This is a genomic window from Erwinia endophytica (assembly GCF_009295515.1).
GTDB classification, from domain to species: Bacteria; Pseudomonadota; Gammaproteobacteria; order Enterobacterales; family Enterobacteriaceae; genus Erwinia; species Erwinia endophytica.
The window spans coordinates 60,627-66,626 of record NZ_RQVV01000030.1 but is presented as its reverse complement, the minus strand read 5'-3'; the positions used below and the strand labels follow the sequence as shown (position 1 = coordinate 66,626).

Genomic DNA, 6,000 nt, shown 5'->3' with positions numbered 1-6,000 from the left:
CCTATCTTTTATTTTAAGATACATCTACTGTCTGGTGTTTCTCGGGGCCGCCCCAAGCATTAACACGGGCTGTAGCACTTAGAATCAATTTTCAGACCTGTTGAAAGGCAAGCAATTATATCTTAAATAACGTAAGTTGCAGGAAAACGACAAGGGCGGGAATGCACCGGTCGGTAATTCGGATGACCGTGCATCGCCATCGAATCTGCGACCTGGCATATGGCAGATATATACCGTTTTATTTGCAAATTCCGCTCCTGCCAAGGCCATTCATACCTTCGCTTAGTAACTTTGTTATTGAAATTTCATTGAAAATGGCTGGATATTCAGGAAATTTCATGAATGCCATCTATGCTTTAATAGACAAAGGTAAGTTTTAACGAGCAGAGTAACCATACGTTTTGTGTATCCAGATAAAAAACGTCAGGTTGGCATAAGGGTTGCTGTACTCATTATAAGTTCCTTCAGGAGCTGACCTTTGGTTCCTGTTACCAGTGCTAAAAACGAAAGGACGGGCATCGCTATGAATATATTCGATCACTATCGTCAGCGTTATGAAGCTGCCAAGGACGAAGAGTTCACACTACAGGAGTTTCTTGCCGTTTGTCGGCAAGATCGTAGTGCATACGCCAACGCGGCAGAGAGACTATTAATGGCTATTGGTGAGCCAGTGATGGTCGATACTGCACAAGAGCCACGCCTTTCCCGACTGTTCTCCAACCGTGTTATTGCGCGTTACCCCGCCTTTGAAGAATTTTACGGTATGGAGGAAGCGATTGAACAAATCGTTTCCTATCTGAAACACGCCGCTCAGGGCCTTGAGGAGAAGAAACAGATCCTGTATCTGCTGGGGCCGGTCGGGGGCGGTAAATCTTCTCTGGCTGAGCGCCTGAAATCTCTGATGCAACGTGTGCCGATTTATGTCCTCAGTGCTGACGGTGAGCGCAGCCCGGTCAACGACCATCCGCTGTGCCTGTTTAACCCGCAGGAAGATGCTCATATTCTTGAAAAAGAATATGGCGTGCCACGCCGCTACCTTGGCACCATCATGTCGCCGTGGGCCGCCAAACGTCTGCATGATTTTGGCGGCGATATTTCTCGCTTTAAAGTCGTCAAAGTCTGGCCTTCAATCCTGGAACAGTTGGCTATCGCGAAGACAGAGCCGGGTGACGAAAATAATCAGGATATCTCCGCCCTGGTCGGCAAAGTAGACATCCGTAAACTGGAACATCACGCGCAAAACGATCCTGATGCCTATGGCTATTCCGGCGCCCTGTGTCGGGCAAATCAGGGGATCATGGAATTCGTCGAGATGTTTAAAGCGCCGATAAAAGTGTTGCACCCCCTGCTGACGGCGACCCAGGAAGGAAACTATAACGGTACGGAAGGCATCTCCGCCCTGCCATTTAACGGCATCATTCTGGCCCATTCCAACGAATCAGAATGGGTCACCTTCCGTAACAACAAAAACAATGAGGCATTCCTGGACCGTGTTTATATCGTCAAGGTGCCTTATTGCCTGCGGGTATCTGAAGAGATCAAAATCTATGACAAGTTGCTCGCGCACAGTGAACTGGCTCATGCGCCATGTGCCCCTGGTACGCTGGAAACGTTGGCACGCTTCTCAATTCTTTCGCGACTGAAAGAACCTGAAAACTCCAGTATCTACTCTAAAATGCGGGTTTATGATGGAGAAAGCCTGAAGGATACCGATCCGAAGGCCAAGTCTTATCAGGAATACCGTGATTATGCCGGCGTCGATGAAGGGATGAATGGTCTTTCTACCCGTTTTGCCTTTAAGATCCTCTCCAGGGTGTTCAACTTTGACCATGCTGAAGTAGCCGCCAACCCGGTACATCTGTTCTACGTACTGGAACAACAGATTGAACGTGAGCAGTTTCCACAGGATCAGGCCGAAAAATATCTGGAGCATCTGAAAGGCTATTTGATTCCGAAATATGCCGAGTTTATTGGTAAAGAGATCCAGACAGCCTACCTGGAGTCTTACTCCGAATACGGTCAGAACATCTTTGATCGCTATGTCACCTATGCTGACTTCTGGATCCAGGATCAAGAGTACCGCGATCCGGATACCGGACAACTGTTTGACCGCGAATCACTGAATGCGGAGCTGGAAAAAATTGAGAAACCTGCCGGGATCAGTAATCCGAAGGATTTCCGTAACGAAATAGTCAACTTCGTATTGCGTACTCGCGCCCATAACAGCGGCCGGAATCCAAACTGGACCAGCTACGAGAAGCTGCGCACGGTCATTGAGAAGAAAATGTTCTCAAACACGGAGGAACTGCTGCCCGTTATCTCGTTCAATGCCAAAACGTCTACTGACGAGCAGAAAAAGCATGATGACTTTGTTGACCGTATGATGGAAAAAGGTTACACCCGCAAGCAGGTTCGCTTGTTGTGCGAATGGTATCTGCGGGTCAGAAAATCGTCCTGATACCCGCTTAAGACGTGCTACAGGGAGCAGGGAAACCTGCTCTGCCTTAAGCTTGCAATGTTGTTTGGAGGAGTTATGGCTTATTTTATCGATCGGCGTCTTAACGGCAAAAACAAGAGTGCGGTGAATCGCCAACGCTTCTTGCGCCGTTACAAGTCGCAAATCAAACAGTCGATCTCCGGGGCCATCAATAAGCGTTCGGTAACCGACGTTGAAAGCGGCGAGTCCGTCTCTATTCCCATTGATGATATCAACGAACCTATTTTTCATCAGGGACGCGGTGGTCAACGCCATCGTGTTCACCCAGGTAATGATCATTTTGTACAGAATGACCGCATCGAACGTCCTCAGGGCGGCGGCAGTGGCAGTGGTCAGGGCAATGCCAGTCAGGATGGTGAAGGTCAGGATGAGTTTGTCTTTAATATTTCGAAAGATGAATATCTCGATCTGTTGTTTGAGGATTTAGCGCTGCCTAATCTGAGGAAAAACCAGCACCGCCAGTTGAATGAGTACAAAGTCCACCGTGCTGGCTACACCTCTAACGGCGTTCCAGCCAATATCAGCGTTGTACGTTCTCTGCAAAACTCTCTGGCGCGTCGCACTGCCATGACCGCGGGCAAATCCAGGCAGCTTCGCCAACTGGAAGAAGCTCTGGAAATAGTGCAGAAAGCCGAGCCCGCACAATTACTGGAAGAAGAACGCTTACGCAAAGAAATTGCCGAACTGCGTGCACGGATCAAACGTGTGCCATTTATTGATACTTTTGATTTGCGCTATAAAAACTTTGAAAAGCGTCCGGAACCCTCAAGCCAGGCAGTCATGTTTTGCCTGATGGATGTTTCTGGCTCAATGGACCAGACCACCAAAGATATGGCGAAACGGTTTTATATCCTGCTTTATCTGTTCCTCAGCCGTACCTACAAGAATGTCGATGTGGTTTACATTCGCCATCATACCCAGGCGAAAGAGGTCGACGAACAGGAGTTCTTCTATTCGCAGGAAACGGGGGGCACCATTGTTTCCAGCGCGCTGAAGCTGATGGATGAAGTGATTAAAGCGCGTTACGACCCGGCACAGTGGAATATTTACGCCGCTCAGGCTTCCGATGGCGATAACTGGGCCGATGATTCCCCTCTTTGTCACGATATTCTGGCGAAAAATATCCTGCCCGTCGTACGTTATTACAGTTATATCGAAATAACCCGACGAGCCCACCAGACCCTCTGGCGGGAATACGAACATCTGCAGGTGATGTTTGATAACTTTGCTATCCAGCATATCCGTGAACCTGAAGATATTTATCCGGTATTTCGCGAACTGTTTCACAAACAAAGCGAAGAAGTTTATTAAAATCTCCTAAAACAGCCGGATAGATATTAATTCTGGCTGTTTCCCACTCGGTTTAAGTCTTCTCATCTTTACGGTTAAAGCGCCTGAGGGTTGTATACAGAATAACTTTTACCCGCCCCAAAACATCCCGTACTCTCCCCTGCAATTTAAGGTATGATGGGAACATCGCGATAGCACAACAGTCATAGCGGATGCAGTATCCGTTGTCTTCTTCACAAAATACCGTTTTATACGTTTTTTTTCTTTCAATCCATTGAATAACTATCCAATCATTGCCACATGATGGCTTTTACACCGGCATAAAATGCGCTATTGTCTTTAGCCGAAACGGAAATTCCAATTCTCACTATTCGCTACGCCGCTGTTTTTAGCATTTTTCATTATCTTATAATGCATTGTTAAAAAAGAATTTTACCTCATACAGGAGATTGCCCCATTGGAAGCCAGCGCCATCTACAGCTTGTTTATTATTGGTTCCGTGCTGGTTGCTGCGAGTATTTTGTTGAGTTCGCTCTCTTCTAAGCTGGGTATCCCGATTTTAGTTATTTTTCTTGCATTAGGGATGTTGGCTGGCATCGACGGCATTGGCGGCATTGCCTTCAATGATTATCCAACGGCGTATCTGATCAGTAACCTTGCGCTGGCGGTTATTCTGCTGGATGGCGGGATACGTACTCAGGCCAGTTCCTTCAGGGTCGCCCTTTGGCCAGCCCTGTCGCTGGCAACGGTCGGCGTACTCATCACTGCGGGCCTGACCGGCATGGCCGCCGCCTGGCTGTTTAATCTGAGCATGATTGATGGTTTCCTGGTAGGCGCAATAATCGGTTCCACCGACGCGGCAGCCGTGTTTTCTCTCCTCGGGGGGAAAGGACTCAATGAACGCGTCAGCGCCACACTGGAAATCGAATCCGGCAGCAACGATCCAATGGCCGTATTTCTGACCATTACGCTTATCGAGATGATCCAGCGAGGCGAAACGGATCTAAGCTGGGTATTTGTCGTGCATCTTATCCAGCAATTCGGCCTCGGTATCGTGCTGGGCTTAGGTGGCGGTTGGGCCTTACTGCAGTTGATTAATCGCGTTTCGCTGGCCAGCGGTCTCTATCCTTTGCTGGCTCTCAGCGGAGGGATTCTGGTATTTGCACTGACCACCGTGCTGGAAGGCAGCGGCATTCTGGCGGTTTACCTGTGCGGCTTTGTCTTCGGTAACCGCCCGATACGTAACCGATTCGGTATTTTGCAAACCTTTGACGGCATGGCATGGCTGAGCCAGATTGGTATGTTCCTGGTGCTGGGTCTGTTGGTTAATCCAACCGATTTGTGGCACATCGCCCTGCCCGCTATGTTGCTTTCAATTTGGCTTATCCTGTTTGCTCGCCCACTGTCGATATTTATCGGCCTGCTGCCATTTCGTGGCTTCAATATTCGTGAGCGGATGTTTATCAGTTGGGTTGGACTGCGCGGCGCTGTCCCGATCATTCTGGCTGTCTTCCCGATGATGGCGGGTCTGCCGCATGCTTCGCTGTTCTTCAACATCGCCTTCTTTGTGGTACTGGTTTCGCTGATGGTACAGGGTACTTCGCTGGGTTATGCCGCCCGTAAAGCCAGAGTCATTGTGCCGCCTACCGCTTCGCCTATTTCGCGAACAGGTCTGGATATTGATCCGGAAAGCCCATGGGAGCAGTTCGTCTATCAACTTGGTGCCGATAAATGGTGCATAGGCGCGGCGTTACGTGATTTAAAAATGCCCAGAGACACCCTTATCGCCGCACTGTTCCGGGATAACCAACTGCTGCAGCCAACCACCAATACCCGCCTGAAAGAAGGCGATGTGCTATGTGTGATTGGTCGCGAGAAAGATCTTCCTGAGTTGGGCAAACTGTTCAGTCAGTCGCCATCGGTGGCGCTTGACCAACGCTTTTTTGGTGATTTTATCCTGCAGGCTGATGCCCGGCTGAATGACATAGCCGAAATCTACGGCATTGATCTGGATGAGGAGGCTCACGTTCAGCAAACATTGGGGCATCTGATTGCCGGTATGATCGGTGGCGCGCCAGTGGTCGGTGATCAGGTGGAATGGAAAAACATGATCTGGACGGTGGCGGAGAAAACAGATAATGAAATCTTAAAAATTGGCGTACGCGTAGCGGAAGACAAAGAATAATCCTGGCAGCAATGACTCGATCTCTGTG

Annotated in this window: 3 protein-coding genes; all 3 read left to right on the top strand. The window is 49.0% G+C overall.

Translation table 11 applies throughout. The features are described from left to right. Positions 1 to 523 precede the first annotated feature (523 nt). Positions 524 to 2,458 (top strand): protein kinase YeaG, encoded by a 1,935-nt coding sequence (gene yeaG / locus EH228_RS10040; protein ID WP_152321534.1) that lies wholly within the window; start codon positions 524 to 526, stop codon positions 2,456 to 2,458. A gap of 75 nt (positions 2,459 to 2,533) precedes the next feature. Beyond that, entirely contained in the window at positions 2,534 to 3,808 is a 1,275-nt protein-coding gene (locus EH228_RS10035; protein WP_152321533.1) for a YeaH/YhbH family protein, read from the top strand. A 436-nt stretch (positions 3,809 to 4,244) separates the two neighbouring features. After that, positions 4,245 to 5,972 (top strand): potassium/proton antiporter, encoded by a 1,728-nt coding sequence (locus EH228_RS10030; RefSeq protein WP_152321532.1) that lies wholly within the window; start codon positions 4,245 to 4,247, stop codon positions 5,970 to 5,972. Positions 5,973 to 6,000: the final 28 nt, after the last annotated feature.